The sequence below is a fragment of the Streptomyces javensis genome, from assembly GCF_039525925.1.
GTDB classification, from domain to species: domain Bacteria; phylum Actinomycetota; class Actinomycetes; order Streptomycetales; family Streptomycetaceae; genus Streptomyces; species Streptomyces asiaticus.
The window spans coordinates 62,570-79,023 of record NZ_BAAAIF010000046.1 but is presented as its reverse complement, the minus strand read 5'-3'; the positions used below and the strand labels follow the sequence as shown (position 1 = coordinate 79,023).

The following is a 16,454-nucleotide window of genomic DNA, read 5'->3' as shown; positions in this document are numbered from 1 at the left end:
GGCGTTGACTTTTGGCACGCTGTTGAGTTCTCAAGGAACGGACGCTTCCTTCGAAACCGTTTCACCGGTTTCTCCGGGCGCTTCCCTTCGGTGTTTCCAACCTTACCAGATCCGATTTCCGGTCGTTTCCGATCCGAATTCCGTTTCCGGCCCCCTGCTGGAGCGGGGTCTTTCGCGCCTTCCGGCGTGTCCACTACTTTAGCGAATTTCCCTCCCGACTCCTAATCGGAGCCCCGGGCCTTGATTTCGCGCAGCGAAACGGAACCCGGTTGGGGAATCGTCGTAGTGGTTGGCTGCTCCGGGGCCGCGGTGTCCCGATCCTGGGATCGTAATGACAGCGCTGCCCGTCTCAAGCGGCTCGGGCTACGTTAGGCGCCCCGTCCAGCGGAGTCAAGTTCCGACCTGACGGCGCGTCGAGTTCCGGCGGCGCGGGGTGTGGGCCCGGTAGGGGCTCACCGAGGGGTCACCGTCGATCCAGAAGCGCCAGGGGTGGGTTGCGCCCTCGCCGCCCACACCCGTGCGCGGGCCGCTGAGCACCTGCTCGGGCCGGGCGGGGTGGCCGGTGAGTATGGAGAGCGGGGCGTCGGGGCTTCCGCACACATCGCTGCCGTCCAGCCTGCGGTCCACGCCCAGGGCCGTGGCCAGCCGGGCCGGGCCCTTGGCCAGCTCATGGTCGTTGCGCGCCTTCGGCCTGCGCTCATAGGCCCACTCATGGCCGTCCAGCACCTCGCCCGCGCGCAGCAGCACCCCGCTGGCGTGGCCCTCCGGTCCGCAGACCAGGTTGAGGCAGTGCCACATGCCGTAGGTGAAGTAGACATACGCATGACCCGGGGGGCCGAACATCACGGCGTTGCGCTCGGTGCGGCCACGGTAGGCGTGTGAGCCGGGGTCCGCCTGGCCCGCGTACGCCTCGACCTCGGTCAGGCGCAATTCGATCGGTCCGTCCGGGGTACGCCGGACCAGGACGCGGCCCAGGAGGTCGGGCGCGACCTGGAGGACGGGCCGGTCGAAGAAGTCACGGTCCAGGGGGGTGCGGTCGTCAGGTCCTGCTGTCACGCGCCCCGAGCGTAGTGGAACAGATATGAACCGGTGGTTGGAGGCGGCACCGGTCCGCTGGAAGGGTATGAGCCGCGGAACCGTCCACGGCTGTTTCGCGTTTCTAGGTGTCAACAGTGATCGAATGCGATCGAGTCAAGACGCAGTCGCGTCCTTGAGAGGGAGAACATGGGCTTCAAGAAGCTGCTCGCGAGTATGGGTGCCGGTGGCGCTTCGGTGGAGACGGTGTTGACCGAGGAGAACGTCGTCCCGGGCGGCATCGTGCAGGGCGAGGTCCGGATCCAGGGCGGCTCGGTCGCACAGCAGATCGAGGGGCTCTCGGTCGGCCTGCAAGCGCGGGTCGAGGTGGAGGGCAACGACCAGGAGTACAAGCAGGACGTGGAGTTCACCCGGCAGCAGCTGGGCGGCGCGTTCGAGGTTCAGCCTGGCGCGGTGCACGCGGTGCAGTTCGGCCTGGAGATTCCGTGGGAGACCCCGGTCACCATGTTCATGGGCCGCCATCTGTCCGGCATGAACGTGGGGGTGACCACCGAGCTGGCGATCGCGCGCGCGGTGGACTCGGGCGACCTGGACCCGGTCAATGTGCATCCGCTCCCCGCCCAGCAGGCGATCCTGGACGCCTTCGGTGCCCTCGGCTTCCGGTTCAAGAGCGCCGACCTGGAGCGCGGGCACATCCGTGGCACCCGTCAGCGGCTGCCCTTCTACCAGGAGATCGAGTTCTACGCGCCGGAGCAGTACCGGGGCCTGAACCAGGTGGAGTTGTCCTTCGTCGCGGACGACCGCGAGATGGACGTGGTGCTGGAGATGGACAAGAAGCCGGGGCTGTTCTCCGAGGGCAGTGACACCTACCGGTCGTTCACGATGAACCTGACCACCTTCCAGGACACCGACTGGGCGGCTTATCTGAACCAGTGGCTCGCCCAGGTCGGCGGCAAGCGCAACTGGTTCTGAGGTTCCCCTCCCCGGACCGGACTTTCACAGACCGGACTTCCACGGACCGGACTTCCACGCGGGGCGTGCACCGAGGACAGCTCGGCGCACGCCCCGCCCTCGTACCGGTCAGGGGCCGTCGTCGTAGCGCACCACCAGGGGCCGTCCCCGCGCCGCCCAGTACGCCTCCGCGTCGGCCAGGATGTCGGCCGCGATCGCGGCGGCGTCGGGGTCCGCGTCGCGGAAGGCCGACCAGCCCTGGATGTCCAGCAGGCAGCCGCTGGGCTCGCCGCCCTCGGCCCACCAGGACAGATCGGTGACGCAGTCGGCGAGGGCATCCCAATTCCGTCCGTACCAGTCGGGAAAGCGCAGGTCCCGGGCGCAGCGGGCGAGGAAGCCGTCCTTGTCCGTCACGCCGTCGAGGCGCAGGTGGAGGGCGAGGGTGGGGCCGGTCATGGGCGCCATGGTGCCAGCCCGCCGGGTACCGGTCTCGTTAGGCTGGCCGCGGAGATGATCCACTGCGACTTCGAGGAGGTTCTCGACGTGTCCGAGCAGAACCGGGCCCCGCTCCCCCATGACTTCCATCCGCCGGTGCCGTCGTTCACGGTGGTGAGCGACGATGTGGCACCGGGTGGCACGCTCAAGTCCGCCCAGGTGCAGGCGGAGGGGAACACCTCTCCGCAGCTGCGCTGGGAGGGTTTCCCGGAGGGGACGAAGAGCTTCGCCGTCACCTGCTTCGACCCTGACGCGCCGACGGGCAGCGGGTTCTGGCACTGGGTGGTGTTCGACATCCCGGCCACGGTCACCGAGCTTCCGGCGGGTGCGGGCAGCGGTGGCTTCACGGGCCTGCCCGAGGGTGCCGTACAGGCGCGCAACGATTACGGGACCCGTGACTTCGGCGGGGCCGCGCCGCCGCCCGGGGACGGTCCGCACCGCTATGTGTTCACCGTCTACGCGGTGGACAGCGAGAAGCTGGGCCCGGACGCGGACGCCTCGCCCGCGGTGGTCGGCTTCAACCTGCGGTTCCACACGCTGGGCCGGGCCCAGTTGGTCGGGGAGTACGAGGTGCCGGCCGCGGGCTGACGCGGCGAAATTGCGTTGTTCTCGGCCAGGCTCCCGGCCAGAGTTGATCCCGGTCCCGCCGATCTCCGGCACGGGACCGGGACACCGGGATGCGGGGGTGGTCGGGATGCGCGAGACGCTGGTTCTGAACGCGAGCTTCGAGCCGCTGGCGACGGTCACGCTGCGGCGCGCCGTGGTGCTGGTCCTCCAGGACAAGGCCGTCGTCGAACACGCCCACCCGGGGCTGCGGGTGCGGGCCGCGGATGTCGATCTGCCGCTGCCGCGGGTGATCCGGCTGTGCCGTTACGTACGGGTGCCGTTCCGAAGACGTGCCCCGTGGTCGCGGCGCGGGGTGCTGGTCCGGGACCAGCACCGGTGCGCGTACTGCGGCCGCCGGGCGACGACCGTGGACCACGTGGTGCCGCGGTCGCGCGGGGGCGGGGACACCTGGCTGAACACGGTGGCCTCGTGCGCCGAGGACAACCACCGTAAGGCGGACCGGACTCCGGAGCAGGCGGGGATGCGGCTGCTCAAGGCGCCGTTCGAGCCGACGCCTTCGGATGCGCTGCTGCTGGCGCTGGGGGCGGCGGAGCGGGACGGTCTGCCGGAGTGGCTGGCGCTGCCCGCCTGAGCCTCGTCCCCCTGGCAAGAAGGCGCCGAGGGGCCGCCCCGCCGCCGTCCGCTCAGTCGATCGTGGGCTGTTCGCGGCGCGGGGCGGGCTCCTTACCGGTGCCACCGGGGGTGCCGCCGCCGTTTCCGCCGCCGGTCAACGGGCCGAAGTTGCCCATGGCCCCGCCGAGGCCCTTGAGGGCGTCGCCGATCTCGCTGGGCACGATCCAGAGCTTGTTGGCGTCGCCCTCGGCGATCTTCGGCAGCATCTGGAGGTACTGGTAGGAGAGCAGCTTCTGGTCCGGGTCTCCGGCGTGGATGGATTCGAAGACCGTACGGATCGCCTGGGCCTCGCCCTCGGCGCGCAGGGCGGCGGCCTTGGACTCACCCTCGGCCCGCAGGATCGCGGACTGCTTCTCGCCCTCGGCGCGCAGGATCTCGGACTGCCGGACACCTTCGGCCTGGAGGATCGCGGCGCGCTTGTCACGGTCGGCGCGCATCTGCTTCTCCATCGAGTCCTGGATGGAGGTGGGCGGCTCGATGGCCTTGAGCTCGACGCGGTTGACGCGGATGCCCCACTTGCCGGTGGCCTCGTCGAGGACGCCGCGCAGCGCCGCGTTGATCTCCTCGCGGGAGGTCAGGGTGCGCTCGAGGTCCATGCCACCGATGATGTTCCGCAGGGTGGTGACGGTCAGCTGCTCGATCGCCTGGATGTAGCTGGCCACTTCGTAGGTGGCGGCGCGGGCGTCGGTCACCTGGTAGTAGATGACGGTGTCGATGTTCACCACCAGGTTGTCCTGGGTGATCACCGGCTGCGGGGGGAAGGGCACGACCTGTTCACGGAGGTCGACGCGGTTGCGGATCGAGTCGATGAACGGGACGACGATGTTCAGGCCCGCGTTGAGGGTGCGTGTGTAACGTCCGAAGCGCTCCACGATGGCGGCACTGGCCTGCGGGATGACCTGGATCGTCTTGATCAGTGCGATGAAGACCAGCACCACGAGGATGATCAGGACGATGATGATCGGTTCCACAGCGGCTCCCCGTGCCCTTCATGCGGCGATTCGGATGGTCGGGATGATCAAGTCTGGCGGTTCCCGAGGGTGGAGTCTGTCAGATTCCCGGTCGACTCCGCAGCTCAACCGGGGCGCCCTCAACTCTTGGTAGGACACTCCCGGTACGGCGTCTACATGACGACGGCCGTCGCACCGTCGATCTCCACCACGTCGACCTGCTGCCCTGGTTCATATGCCTGGCCGGGATCGAGCGAGCGCGCGGACCACACCTCGCCCGCGAGCTTGATCCGGCCGCCTCCGCCGTCGTCGACGCGCTCGAGGACGACGGCCTGGCGGCCTTTCAGCGCCTCGATGCCGCTGCGCAGCTCGGGCTGCTGACGGCGGCTGCGGACCGCCATCGGGCGTACGACGGCGACCAATGCCACGGAGACGGCGCAGAAGACGACGACTTGGAGCACGATGCCGCCGCCGAGCGCGTCGGTGATGGCACCGGCCACGGCGCCGACCGCGACCATCCCGAATTCGGGCATCGCGGTCAGCACGAGCGGGATGCCCAGTCCTACGGCGGCGATCAGCCACCACACCCACGGATCCACATGGTCATGGTAGTTGTCCCAAGTCGCCGGGGACAGTGCGCGGATCACCTGCCGGTGGCACGGTGGGCGCAGGGGGCGGACATCAGCTCAGCGGCAGGCCCTGGGCGGTCCAGCGGTCGCCGTTGCGCTCGACGACCAGCGGGAGTCCGAAGCAGCGGGAGAGGTTGCGGGAGGTCAGTTCGGTCTCGACCGGGCCCGCGGTGAGCACCTTCCCCTGGCGGATCATCAGAACATGGGTGAAGCCGGGGGGGATTTCCTCGACATGGTGTGTCACCATGATCATCGACGGGGCGAGCGGGTCGCGGGCGAGCCGTCCGAGGCGGCGGACGAGGTCCTCGCGGCCACCGAGGTCCAGTCCGGCCGCGGGCTCGTCGAGGAGCAGCAGCTCGGGGTCGGTCATCATGGCGCGGGCGATGAGAGTGCGCTTGCGCTCGCCCTCGGAGAGGGTGCCGAACTTCCGGTCCAGGTACTCGGTCATGCCGAGGCGGTCGAGGAAGGCGCGGGCGCGGGTCTCGTCGACCGCGTCGTAGTCCTCCTGCCAGTGTGCCGTCATGCCGTACGCGGCGGTGAGGACGGTCTCGAGGACGGTCTGGCGGCGCGGCAGCTTCTCGGCCATGGCGATGCCCGCCATGCCGACGCGGGGGCGCAGCTCGAAGACGTCGACGCGGCCGAGCTGCTCGCCGAGGATCCGGGCGGTTCCGGCGCTCGGGAAGAGATAGCTGGACGCGAGGTTGAGGAGGGTGGTCTTGCCGGCGCCGTTGGGCCCGAGGATGACCCAGCGCTCCCCTTCTTTGATCGACCAGGAGACCTCGTCCACCAGAGCCCGCCCATCGCGGACCACCGATACGTCCAGCAGCTCCAGAACCTCGCTCATGAGCGCGTTGTCTCCCATTGCAGTCTCGAGTCGTGCGTGCGCCTGTGGGCGCAGCCCCCTGAGGAAAACCTACGCCACACGTTGTCGGTGGCAGTCCTTAGGCTGGTGCCATGCTCGATGAACCACGTTCAGGGCGCCTCGCAGCTTGGGGAAATGCCCTTCTCGCCGGACTTGTCTCCCCCGATGAGGCGGCGCACCGCATCGCGGGTGAGGACGCGTCGCACCGGGTGGCCGGGCTTCCGGGGGAGTCCGGGCAGGTGGGGCTCACCTTGGCGCTGGGGCGGCTGCGGGCGCTCGGGGCCAAGGGGCTGCGGGTGGCGCTGCCCATAGCGGGGCATCCCCTGGGGCTGAGCGGCCCGCCGGAGTTCAACGCCCACGCGCTCGACGCGGGCGAGGCGGTGATCGCCACCGGGGCGGCGCTCGGCCTGGTGCCCGAGGTGTCGGCGGCCGGGCCCGAGGGCGATCAGCACATCGAGGTGGTGTGGCGGTGTCAGGCCGTGCGGGAGGCGCCGCCGGCCGATGTGCCGTCGCTGAGCGAGGCCGAGCGGGAGCTGGCGGAGGCGCTGCGGGAGGCCACGGAGGTCCTCTCGCGGCTGAACGTGGCGGGGTCGGGCCCGGTGGCCGAGGCGGCCCTGGAGGCGTATCGGGCGCGGGCCGAGCGGGGGCGTGAGGTGCTGGCCCCGGGCTATCCGCCGCGCGCCATACGGGTGCTGGAGCTGGCGCAGCGGGTGGGTGCGCTGGTGGACATCGCGTATATGGCGGGCGGGGACGGCCGGGAGCACGGCGGGGCGGTGAGCGCGTCGGAGATCACGGCGCGGGCCGAGGCGCTGCGGCCGGTGGAGCGCACCTCGCGGCGGGCCCAGGTGGCGGCGTACAACGCGTATGTGGAGGAGCGGGAGCGGGGCGGGCTCTGACCACCGCGGGGCCGGCCTTCTCGGACCGTCAAGGGGCCGGCCCCGGAGGCGGGTGCCTCCGGGGCCGGCCGGTGGTGCGTCGGGACATCCGCCAGGGGGCGGTCAGCGGCCGCAGGGGACGCCGAACGCCGGGTTCATGGACCCGATGACCGAGATGGTGTTGCTGCAAGCGTTCACGGGCACGTGGATGGGCGCCTGAATGTTGTTGCCGGAGACGGCACCCGGGGACGTCATCGCCCCGCCGTTGGCCTGGGGGCCCTGGGCGGAGGCGACACCGGCACCGGCGACGGCGAGTCCGCCGGCCACGATCGTGAGGGCAGCGAACCTCTTGATGTTCTTCACTTCTCAAGACCCTTCATTCATCAGCGCATCACCGCGGCGGTCCGCCGCGGTACGCCGTGAAGAACGGCCCGGCCGATGGCGAGTTGCGCTGTTCGAGTGATCGCCACACGTTGGTGTGATTTCACGGAGAAACGCTGTTCATGCTCCGATCCCGTGCCGTACTGCCCATAGAGCGGCCTGAGTGCGGTCGGCGAGGTCCAATTTCATAAGAATGTTGGACACATGGGTCTTCACGGTCTTTTCGGACAGCACCAGCGCGCGGGCGATTTCCCGGTTGGACCGGCCATCCGCGATCAGCGCGAGCACCTCGCGTTCGCGCTCGGTGAGCGACCCGCCGCGCCCCTGGCCGACGCCGTCCTCCTGGGAGAGCAGCGCGAGGGCCACCTCGGCCTGGAGCAGCACATGCCCGGAGTGGACGGACCGGATGGCGCGGGCCAGCGCCTCGGGGTCCACGTCCTTGTAGACGTAGCCCGCCGCGCCCGCGCGCAGGGCGGGGACCACGGTGCGCTTCTCGGTGAAGCTCGTCACCACCAGCACCCGGGCGGGGTTGTCGAGGTCGCGCAGGGTGCGCAGCGCCTCGATCCCGTCCAGGCCCGGCATCTTCACGTCCATGAGGACGACGTCGGGGCGCAGCTCCTCGGCCCGGGCGACGCCCTCCTCGCCGTCCGACGCCTCCCCGACCACCTCGATGTCGTCCTGGACCTGGAGGAAGGTCCGCAGGCCGCGCCGCACCACCTGGTGGTCGTCGACGAGCAACACCCGAATCCGTCCCTGGTCAGCCACCGGGCACCGCCATCTCGATCACGGTGCCCTTGCCGGGCACCGACTCCACCGTCAGACCGCCGCCGACTCCGTCGGCCCGGTACCGCATCGACACCAGCCCGAGGTGGCGCCCGGCGCGCCGTACGGCCGAGGGGTCGAATCCCCTGCCGTCGTCGGCGACGCGGAGCCGGGCACCCTGGCCGTGCCGGGCGAGGGTGACGTCCACCTGCCCCGCGTCGGCGTGGCGCAGCGCGTTGTGCAGGGCCTCCTGGGCCACCCGCAGCACGGCCTCCTCCTGGGCGGCGGGCAGCGCCCGTACGCCGTGGCAGGCGAAGGTGACACGGGCCGAGTGGGCCCGGTCGAGCACCTGCACCTGGGTCCTGAGCGTCGCCACGAGGCCGTCCTCGTCGAGGGCGGCGGGGCGCAGCTCCACGACGGCGGAACGCAGCTCGTCGGCGGCCTCGGCGGCGAGCAGCGTGATCTGCTGGAGCTCGTCCTTGGCGCGGCCGGGGTCGCGGTCCACCAGGGCCGTGGCCGCCTGGGCGGTCAGCCGCAGCGAGAAGAGCTTCTGGGAGACCGCGTCGTGCAGCTCATGGGCGAGCCTGGCCCGCTCCCCCGCGATGGTGAGCTCGCGGCTGCGCTCGTGGAGCCGGGCGTTGGTCAGGGCGATGGCGGCGTGCTGGGCCAGGATGGACAGCAGCTCCTCGTCCTCGGCGGTGAAACCACAGCCGCCCTCGGGCTTGGGACATCGCTTGTTGGCGAGGAATACCGCGCCGAGAACTTCATCCCCATCGGCAATGGGAAGTCCCAAGAAATCCGACATAACGGGATGAGCTGACGGCCATCCCTCAAAACGGGCATCCAGTCGCACATCGGCGAGTCGCTGTGGAGTGGCGTCCTTGAGCATCGCGGCGAGAATGCCGTGCTGCCGGGGCAGCGGCCCGATGGCCTTCCACTGCTCCTCACTCACCCCGTCTACTACGAACTGGGCAAAACCTCCGTGATCATCCGGAACCCCCAGAGCGGCATACTCCGCATCGAGCAGCTCACGGGCGGACACAACGATGGTCTTTAGGACATCGCGGACTTCCAGATGCCGGCTCATGGCGAGCAGCGCCGCGCTCACCCGGCTCAGTCCGGCCTCGGCTCCGCCGCCCCGTCCTTTCGTCATGGGCATTACCGTACCCACCGCCATCCGGTGGGCATATCGGCCGGTCGGCGGCCACCCGATAAGACCTGAGCCCTAGGTCGAACGGCGCACACGAGGCCCCCAAAGGGGCTGTTGCAGGGGTGGAAAAAACAAACACCCTGAGCATTTGCGTGGGCACAGCGCGCAATATGAGAAGCTCCGCGATGTGAGCCCGGACACACGACCTAAATCACGTACGAACGTGCTTAGTGGACGTTTCATAGGCGACTGAGCGGGGATGACGGCCGTCCGCGTGGGCATGAACGGCCTACTTATCCACTAAGCAGCATCGTATGTCACGGCTTTGCGACAGCTTTTTGCGGCAGCTAAGAATTTCACCCAGTCGCACGGCGCCGTAGATCCAGGAACGGCGCTCTGAGCGCCGATTTGGCCTGCGACTCAAGCGATTGGAAGAGGTCTACTCCGCCATGCCCCTGCCCAACATCCCCGGTTACAACCGTCTCACCAAGACGCACAAGTACTCCGCCGCCGGAATCGCGGCCGCCGGTGCGGCCGCCATAGCCTTCGCGGTCGTCCCCGGTGGTGACGCCGGTGCCAAGACCACGGCCCAGGACCTGCCGAACAAGCCGGTCGCCCTCACCTCTCAGAAGGCCGACGCCCAGGCCCACCACGAGGCCCTGGCGAAGCAGTCCGCCCTCGCCGCGAAGCAGGCCAAGGATGAGGCCGCGAAGAAGGCCGCCGCCAAGAAGGCCGCCGAAGAGGCCGCCGCGAAGAAGGCGGCTGACGAGGCCGCCGCGAAGAAGGCCGCCGAGGCCAAGGCCGCCAAGGAGCGCGCCGCCAAGCAGGCCGCGAGCCGCTCCGCCACGCGTATCGAGACGGTCGCCGCCGAGAAGAAGACCTACCCGGACAACCTCGACGGCTGGATCCGGGAGTCCCTCGACATCATGAAGGAGAAGGGCATCCCCGGCTCCTACGAGGGCATCCACCGCAACATCATCCGGGAGTCCGGCGGCAACCCGCGCGCCATCAACAACTGGGACATCAACGCCCAGAACGGCGTGCCCTCCAAGGGTCTGCTCCAGGTAATAGCCCCGACCTTCCAGGCCTACCACGTCGACGGCACCTCCTGGGACCCGTACGACCCGGTCGCGAACATCACCGCCGCCTGCAACTACGCGGCCGACCGGTACGGCTCGATGGACAACGTGAACGGCCCGTACTGAGCCTGAACGGCCCGTCATGAACCCGGCGTCGCGACGCCGAAGGGCGACGGCAACCCCTGTGTGCGAGGGATGCCGTCGCCCTTTTCCGCAGCCGTGCTCTTCGTGACCGCGTCTTCGTGACCGCCGTGGCGGCTACTTGCGCATGACCTCCGGCTCATGGCGGCGCAGCAGCCGTGCGACCGCGATACCGCACACGATGCCCAGGACGATCAGCGCGACCATGTCGATGCCCCACTGGGTGGTGGTGTGCTCCCACAGCGGGTCGGTGTCCAGGGGCTTCTTGCTGTCCCACGGCGCCATCATGTGACCGGCGCCAGGGCCGAGGTCCAGCGTGGCTCCGGCCGCGCCGATCGCCCAGCGGGAGGGCATCAGCCAGGCGAACTGCTCCACACCCGGCGATCCGAAGATCTTGAACAGCACACCAGTGAAGACCACCTGGACGATCGCGAACATGACCAGCAGCGGCATGGTCTTCTCGGCGGTCTTCACCAGGGACGAGATGACCAGGCCCACCATCATCGAGGTGAAGCCGATCGCGATCACGGCCACGCAGAGCTCGGCGGCCGGCGGCATCAGCAGGCCCTCCTCGGGCAGCTTGCGCGTCGAGAGGCCGATGGCGGAGATGATGACGCCCTGGCATGCGGTGATCACGCCGAGCACGATCACCTTGGACATCAGATACGCGGAGCGGGACAGGCCGACCGCCCGTTCCCGTTCGTAGATGACCCGTTCCTTGATCAGTTCTCGTACGGAGTTGGCCGCGCCGGTGAAGCACATGCCGACCACAAGGATCAGCAACACCGTCCCGGCGGCCTGGTTGAAACTGCCCTTCGGGGCCATCTGGAGGCCGAACTTGGCCGGGATGACGACGCTCACCGCCCCCAGCACCGCGGGCAGGATCACCATCAGCCCCATGAAGCCCTTGTCGGAGCCGATCACCGACAGATAGCGGCGGATCAGCGTCCACAGCTGGGATCCCCAGCTCTGCGACTTCTGCATCCGGGCCGGCGGCGCCTGGACGTTCACCGACTGCGGGGCCACGGAGTCGAGGTCCGCCGCGTACATCTGGTAGTGCTGCGAACCGCGCCAGCGGCCCGCCCAGTCGTAGTCGCGGTAGTTCTCGAACGCCGAGAAGACATCCGCCCAGGTGTCGTAGCCGAAGAAGTTGAGCGCCTCGTCCGGCGGGCCGAAGTAGGCGACCGAACCGCCCGGCGCCATCACCAGGAGCTTGTCGCACAGCGCCAGCTCGGCCACCGAGTGGGTGACCACCAGCACCGTACGGCCGTCGTCGGCCAGACCGCGCAGCAGCTGCATGACGTCGCGGTCCATGCCCGGGTCGAGACCGGAGGTCGGCTCGTCCAGGAAGATCAGCGACGGCTTGGTGAGCAGCTCCAGCGCGACCGAGACCCGCTTGCGCTGACCGCCGGAGAGGGCGGTGACCTTCTTCTCCCGGTGGATGTCCAGCTTGAGCTCGCGCAGCACCTCGTCGATCCGGGCCTCGCGCTCGGCCTCGGCGGTGTCACCGGGGAAGCGGAGCTTGGCCGCGTAGCGCAGGGCCTTCTGAACGGTCAGCTCCTTGTGGAGGATGTCGTCCTGGGGCACCAGACCGATGCGCTGGCGCAGCTCGGCGAACTGCTTGTAGAGGTTCCGGTTGTCGTAGAGGACATCGCCCTGGTTGGCCGGGCGGTAGCCGGTGAGCGCCTTGAGCAGCGTGGACTTGCCGGAGCCGGACGGGCCGATGACCGCGACGAGGGACTTCTCCGGGACGCCGAAGGAGACGTCCTTGAGGATCTGCTTGCCGCCGTCGACCGTCACCGTCAGATGGCGGGCCGAGAAGGAGACCTCACCGGTGTCGACGAACTCCTCGAGGCGGTCGCCGACCAGCCGGAAGGTGGAGTGACCGACGCCGACGGTGTCGGTGGGGCCGATGATCTGCTGCCGGACCGGCTGACCGTTGACATAGGTGCCGTTGTGGCTGCCGAGGTCGCGTATCTCGAAGCGGCCGTCGGGCAGCGCCTGGAACTCGGCGTGGTGGCGCGAGACCTGGAGATCGGAGACGACCAGGTCGTTCTCCAGCGCACGACCGATGCGCATCACCCGGCCGGCGGCCAGCTGGTGGAAGGTGGTCGGGCTGCGGTCGCCCTGGGCGGTCGCGGTGCCGGCCGAGCCGGAGGAGCCGGCGCCGGGGCCGCTCTGCGCGAGGTTGCCCTGCGGGGCCTGGGGCTGCGGCTGCTGATGCGGCTGGGGGGCCTGCTGCTGCGGCTGATGGGGCGCCTGCTGCTGCGGGATGAACGGCTGCTGCTGGTGCGGGGCCGGGGGCTGCTGCCAGCCCTGGTGCTGCGCCTGGGGCTGCCCTTGGGGCGGGGCCTGCTGCGGCCAGCCGCCGGGGCCGGGCTGTTGCGGCGGCTGCTGGGCGGGGGGCTGCTGACCCGGGTGAGCCTGCTGGCCCGGGTGAGCCTGCTGACCCTGCTGGGGCATGCCCATCGCCGCCTGCTGGCCGTACCCGGCCGCGGCACCCATCGCGGGGGCGCCGCCCGAGGGCGCACCGCCGCCGGAGACGCTGAGCCGGGGGCCATCGGTGGCATTGCCGAGATGGACGGCCGAACCAGGGCCGATTTCCACCTGTTGGATTCTCTGCCCCTGCACATAAGTGCCGTTGGTGGAACCCTGATCCTCAATGATCCAACTGCGCCCACCCCAGCGCACCGTGGCATGTCGCCAGGAGACCCTGGCGTCGTCCAGGACCATGTCGCCCTGCGGGTCACGCCCCAGGCTGTACGACCTGGATGGATCAAGTGTCCAGGTCTGTCCGTTCAATTCCAGTACGAGTTCCGGCACTCCATGCCCCACTAGTTGTCCCCCGAGTTACCCCCTGACACAGGGAGTCTAGGGATGGCGAACATCGTGAGGAACTATTTCAGGCTCAGTCCCTTCACCGGAAGTCGGGTTTTGACAAGACCGCATCTCGGGCGTCATTGACTCATCCGAAAGGCCCTCGGAAAGTGGTAAGCGCTGACGGATAGTGCGGATCATGGTTTATCCGGGCAACGCGCGACGATCGGGGGGTCGGCGATATGGGCGCGAGCAGCGGCGTACGAGTGCCCTGGGGACCGGCGCTGCTCGCCGCGATCGCCTCGGTGAGCTGGGCGTTCCTGGCCATGGTGGGGCTCGCGGCGCTCGGTCTGCATCTGATCGGCGCGGACGGGGCGGGCGCGCTCGGGCCGATGGCCGCCGCGGCGACGGTGCTGGCGGTCGGCGGTTCCGTCACTCCGTCCGGCGATGTGGGCGTCTTCGGGCTGGAGGGCGCGCAGGCCCACGCCGCCATCGATATCGCGCCACTCGGGGTGAGCCTGGTCGGCGCGCTGCTGCTGGGATGGCTGTTCGTACGGTCGTTGCGGGGCGCGGGGGCGGTGATCGGCCGGGCCGAACTCGCGGCGCGGGCGGGGCTGGTGGTCCTGCTCTTCCTGCTGCTGCTCGCCGGGCTGACCTGGGTGGGCAACGATACGGTCACGATCGACGGTGCGACGCTCGTCCGCCGCGGTCTGGGCACCGAACACGCCGAGCACGATCTGCTGAGCCGGCTCCCCGAGCAGCTGGGCGATATCGCGGAGATCGGCGGCGGGCTGCTGCCGGACCGGCTGTCCGACCTCGTCGGCGCCAAGGCGTCCGTCGGCTTCACCGTGACACCCGGCCGCTCGCTGCTGGGCGGTGCGGTGTGGGTCGTCGCCGTCCTGCTGCTCGCGCTGCTCGCCTCGCGCCGCACCCCGCTGCCGCCCGGCGGGCAGGCGCTGCACCGCACGGTCCGGCCGGCGGTGTCCGCGCTGTGCGGGGTGCTGGTGCTGGCGGTCGGCGCGGGCCTGGTGGCCGGGGTCTACGCGGCGATCGGGGACGACCATCCGGGGCTGGTGCTCGGGTCGGCGCTGCTCGGCGCGCCGAACGGGGTGTGGATCGGGGTACCGCTCGGGCTGTTCGTCCCCTGGTACGGCCGGGCGAGCGGTGCGCTGCGGCATGTGCTGCCCGACCCGGTGGACGATCTGCTCGCCGGGCCGGGCGGGGAGCGGCTCACGGTGGGGCGGCTGGCCGAGCTCGACGGCCGGGTCTGGCTGCTGGTGGTCGCGAGTGTGCTGCTGATGCTCGCGGCGGGGGTGCTCACCGCGGCGCGTACGCCCGTGGCGGGCTCCCGGTCGTCGCCCGTGGGAGTCCCCCGGCCACTGGCGGCCTTCGCGGGGTGGTGTGCGCTGCGGCTGGGCGTGGTGACCGCGCTCGCGCTGCCGCTGCTGGTGGGGCTGACCCAGGTCTCGGCGGGGGCGAGCCTGTCCGTGCTCGGCTTCGACGCCTTCGGGGCGGGGATCGAGCTGTACGGGAACGCCGCGGTCGCGCTCGCGCTGCGCGCGGGGTGGGGCGCGGTGGCCGGGGCCGCCGGGGCGCTGGCGGCATGGGCGACGGGCGCGGCGGTGCGCCGGGCGGTGGCACCCGGGTGGCAGCGGGAGCAGGGCGACGGCGGGCCCCGGGGACCGGGCGGCGGCGGGCCCCGGGGACCGGGCGGCGGGCCTGGCGTATGACGTCGCCGATCATGCGAGGGGTGACATCACGGCGACCACGACATGAACGTTCCGCCTCGGGTTGCCGTCCACGGTGCGGGCTGCCGCGCGCACCGCGCGAACAGCCGGATACGGTGGGAAGACCATGAGCGCATCGCGGATCCCCCCCGTCACCACCGTTCCGGACGATGATGTCCCCACCCTCCTTGTCAAGATCTTCGGCAAGGACCGCCCCGGTATCACCGCCGGGCTCTGCGACACCCTCGCCGCCTACGGCGTACACATAGTGGACATAGAGCAGGTCGTCACCCGGGGCCGCATCGTGCTGTGCGTCCTGGTCACGGCGCCCAAGGCCGACGGGGCGGAGGGCGATCTGCGGGCCACCGTGCACAGCTGGGCCGAGTCGATGCGGCTCCAGGCCGAGATCATCTCCGGCCGGGGCGACAACCGGCCGCGTGGCACCGGCCGGTCCCACGTCACCGTGCTGGGGAATCCGCTGACCGCCGAGTCGACGGCCGCCATCGCCTCCCGGATCACCGGCACCGGCGGCAATATCGACCGGATCTTCCGACTGGCGAAGTATCCGGTGACGGCCGTGGAGTTCGAGGTGTCCGGCGCCGAGACGGAGCCGCTGCGCACCGCGCTGGCCACCGAGGCGGCCGATATCGGCGTCGATGTGGCCGTGGTCGCGTCGGGGCTACAGCGGCGGGCGCAGCGGCTGGTGGTCATGGATGTGGACTCCACCCTGATCCAGGACGAGGTGATCGAGCTCTTCGCCGCGCATGCGGGCTGTGAGGCCGAGGTCGCCGAGGTCACGGCCCGGGCGATGCGCGGTGAGCTGGACTTCGAGCAGTCGCTGCACGCACGGGTCGCGCTGCTGGCGGGGATCGACGAGTCCGTGGTGGACAAGGTGCGCGCCGAGGTCCGGCTGACCCCCGGCGCCCGTACGCTGATCCGCACCCTGAAGCGGCTCGGCTATCAGGTGGGCGTGGTCTCCGGCGGCTTTACGCAGGTCACCGACGACCTCAAGGAGCGTCTTGGCCTGGACTTCGCCTCCGCCAACACCCTGGAGGTGGTGGACGGCAAGCTGACCGGCCGGGTGATCGGCGAGGTGGTGGACCGGGCGGGCAAGGCCCGGCTGCTGCGGCGCTTCGCGGCCGAGGCGGGGGTGCCGCTGGTGCAGACGGTCGCGATCGGCGACGGGGCGAACGACCTGGACATGCTGAACGCGGCCGGTCTGGGGGTCGCGTTCAACGCCAAGCCGGTGGTCCGGGAGGCGGCGCACACCGCCGTGAACGTGCCGTTCCTCGACACCGTGCTGTATCTGCTGGGCGTGACCCGCGATGAGGTCGAGGCGGCGGACGCGCACGTGGACTGAC

16 protein-coding genes are annotated in these 16,454 nt (G+C 70.2%); 7 read left to right on the top strand and 9 right to left on the bottom strand.

Translation table 11 applies throughout. The annotated features are described in order from the left end of the window. Positions 1-390: 390 nt before the first annotated feature. Positions 391-1,056: a DNA-3-methyladenine glycosylase gene (locus ABD329_RS32255; protein ID WP_344317293.1), complete on the bottom strand. Its 666-nt coding sequence runs from the start codon at positions 1,054-1,056 to the stop codon at positions 391-393. A gap of 168 nt (positions 1,057-1,224) precedes the next feature. Between ABD329_RS32255 and ABD329_RS32250 the strand changes: the two genes are divergently transcribed. Then, a complete protein-coding gene (locus ABD329_RS32250) occupies positions 1,225-2,007 on the top strand; it encodes a sporulation protein (protein ID WP_344317291.1) in 783 nt (260 codons plus the stop codon). A 108-nt stretch (positions 2,008-2,115) separates the two neighbouring features. Here ABD329_RS32250 and ABD329_RS32245 read toward each other — a convergent pair whose 3' ends face one another. After that, on the bottom strand, positions 2,116-2,442 hold the full coding sequence (locus tag ABD329_RS32245; protein WP_344317289.1) for a barstar family protein: 327 nt from the start codon (positions 2,440-2,442) through the stop codon (positions 2,116-2,118). An 87-nt stretch (positions 2,443-2,529) separates the two neighbouring features. Here ABD329_RS32245 and ABD329_RS32240 point away from each other — a divergent pair, with 87 nt between their 5' ends. Further along, entirely contained in the window at positions 2,530-3,069 is a 540-nt protein-coding gene (locus ABD329_RS32240; protein ID WP_344317288.1) for a YbhB/YbcL family Raf kinase inhibitor-like protein, read from the top strand. Between the two features lie 106 nt (positions 3,070-3,175). After that, positions 3,176-3,679, top strand: a complete 504-nt coding sequence (locus tag ABD329_RS32235) for an HNH endonuclease (protein WP_037963497.1) — start codon at positions 3,176-3,178, stop codon at positions 3,677-3,679. A 52-nt stretch (positions 3,680-3,731) separates the two neighbouring features. Here the strand turns inward: ABD329_RS32235 and ABD329_RS32230 are convergent, their stop codons facing one another. The 3 genes from ABD329_RS32230 to ABD329_RS32220 form a co-directional block, all read right to left on the bottom strand. Further along, a complete protein-coding gene (locus ABD329_RS32230; RefSeq protein WP_037963463.1) occupies positions 3,732-4,691 on the bottom strand; it encodes an SPFH domain-containing protein in 960 nt (319 codons plus the stop codon). Positions 4,692-4,843: 152 nt separating this feature from the next. After that, positions 4,844-5,269, bottom strand: a complete 426-nt coding sequence (locus tag ABD329_RS32225) for an NfeD family protein (protein WP_037963495.1) — start codon at positions 5,267-5,269, stop codon at positions 4,844-4,846. 82 nt (positions 5,270-5,351) lie between these two features. Then, positions 5,352-6,143, bottom strand: a complete 792-nt coding sequence (locus ABD329_RS32220) for an ABC transporter ATP-binding protein (protein WP_344317287.1) — start codon at positions 6,141-6,143, stop codon at positions 5,352-5,354. Between the two features lie 110 nt (positions 6,144-6,253). Here ABD329_RS32220 and ABD329_RS32215 point away from each other — a divergent pair, with 110 nt between their 5' ends. Further along, the gene (locus ABD329_RS32215) at positions 6,254-7,057 is read left to right on the top strand and encodes a hypothetical protein (RefSeq protein ID WP_344317286.1); all 804 of its coding nucleotides are present in this window, start codon (positions 6,254-6,256) and stop codon (positions 7,055-7,057) included. Positions 7,058-7,159: 102 nt separating this feature from the next. Here the strand turns inward: ABD329_RS32215 and ABD329_RS32210 are convergent, their stop codons facing one another. The 3 genes from ABD329_RS32210 to ABD329_RS32200 form a co-directional block, all read right to left on the bottom strand. Then, positions 7,160-7,399, bottom strand: a complete 240-nt coding sequence (locus tag ABD329_RS32210) for a chaplin (RefSeq protein WP_198280342.1) — start codon at positions 7,397-7,399, stop codon at positions 7,160-7,162. 138 nt (positions 7,400-7,537) lie between these two features. After that, entirely contained in the window at positions 7,538-8,182 is a 645-nt protein-coding gene (locus tag ABD329_RS32205) for a response regulator (protein ID WP_198280343.1), read from the bottom strand. Continuing rightward, positions 8,175-9,332 carry a GAF domain-containing sensor histidine kinase gene (locus ABD329_RS32200; protein WP_198280344.1) on the bottom strand — a complete coding sequence of 386 codons (1,158 nt, stop codon included), beginning with the start codon at positions 9,330-9,332 and terminating at the stop codon, positions 8,175-8,177. The genes ABD329_RS32205 and ABD329_RS32200 overlap by 8 nt, the downstream gene beginning before the upstream one ends. Before the next feature lie 446 nt (positions 9,333-9,778). Here ABD329_RS32200 and ABD329_RS32195 point away from each other — a divergent pair, with 446 nt between their 5' ends. Next, positions 9,779-10,534 carry a transglycosylase SLT domain-containing protein gene (locus ABD329_RS32195; RefSeq protein ID WP_198280345.1) on the top strand — a complete coding sequence of 252 codons (756 nt, stop codon included), beginning with the start codon at positions 9,779-9,781 and terminating at the stop codon, positions 10,532-10,534. Between the two features lie 132 nt (positions 10,535-10,666). On the opposite strand, the gene ABD329_RS32190 is transcribed toward ABD329_RS32195, so the two are convergent. Beyond that, positions 10,667-13,384, bottom strand: coding sequence for an FHA domain-containing protein (locus ABD329_RS32190; protein WP_198280346.1), 2,718 nt, complete (start codon positions 13,382-13,384; stop codon positions 10,667-10,669). A 224-nt stretch (positions 13,385-13,608) separates the two neighbouring features. Between ABD329_RS32190 and ABD329_RS32185 the strand changes: the two genes are divergently transcribed. Further along, positions 13,609-15,096: a streptophobe family protein gene (locus tag ABD329_RS32185; RefSeq protein WP_344317283.1), complete on the top strand. Its 1,488-nt coding sequence runs from the start codon at positions 13,609-13,611 to the stop codon at positions 15,094-15,096. 124 nt (positions 15,097-15,220) lie between these two features. After that, a complete protein-coding gene (serB, locus tag ABD329_RS32180) occupies positions 15,221-16,453 on the top strand; it encodes a phosphoserine phosphatase SerB (protein WP_198280569.1) in 1,233 nt (410 codons plus the stop codon). Position 16,454 lies beyond the last annotated feature (1 nt).